This window comes from Candidatus Terasakiella magnetica (assembly GCF_900093605.1).
GTDB classification, from domain to species: domain Bacteria; phylum Pseudomonadota; class Alphaproteobacteria; order Rhodospirillales; family Terasakiellaceae; genus Terasakiella; species Terasakiella magnetica.
In genome coordinates, this window is record NZ_FLYE01000033.1 from 1 (window position 1) to 339 (window position 339).

A 339-nucleotide genomic window follows, 5' to 3' on the forward strand; every position below is an offset into this window, starting at 1 on the left:
CCTCTGCGGCTCATGCTTGCTTCCAGATTGTGATCGGCAAGGAACTTACGCCAATCAGAACAGGTATATTGAATGCCTTGGTCAGAATGTATCAACACTTTCCCTTTGGGTTTTCGTCGCCACAAAGCCATGACCAAGGCATCAATCACCAAATCCGCTTTCGGACTATTTTTCATGCTCCAGCCGACAACTTGGCGAGAGAATAAATCGATGACGACAGTGAGATAAAGCCAGCCCTCATGAGTTCGAATATAGGTGAAGTCGGTGACCCAAGACTGGTTCGGTTGACGGACTTCAAATTGACGGTCTAATGTATTTGGAGCGATATGGCTAATACTG

General features: G+C 46.6%; 1 protein-coding gene. It reads right to left on the reverse strand.

The features are described 5' to 3' along the window. A partial coding sequence (locus tag MTBPR1_RS10880; protein ID WP_126465182.1) for an IS3 family transposase occupies positions 1-339 on the reverse strand: 339 nt, incomplete at both ends.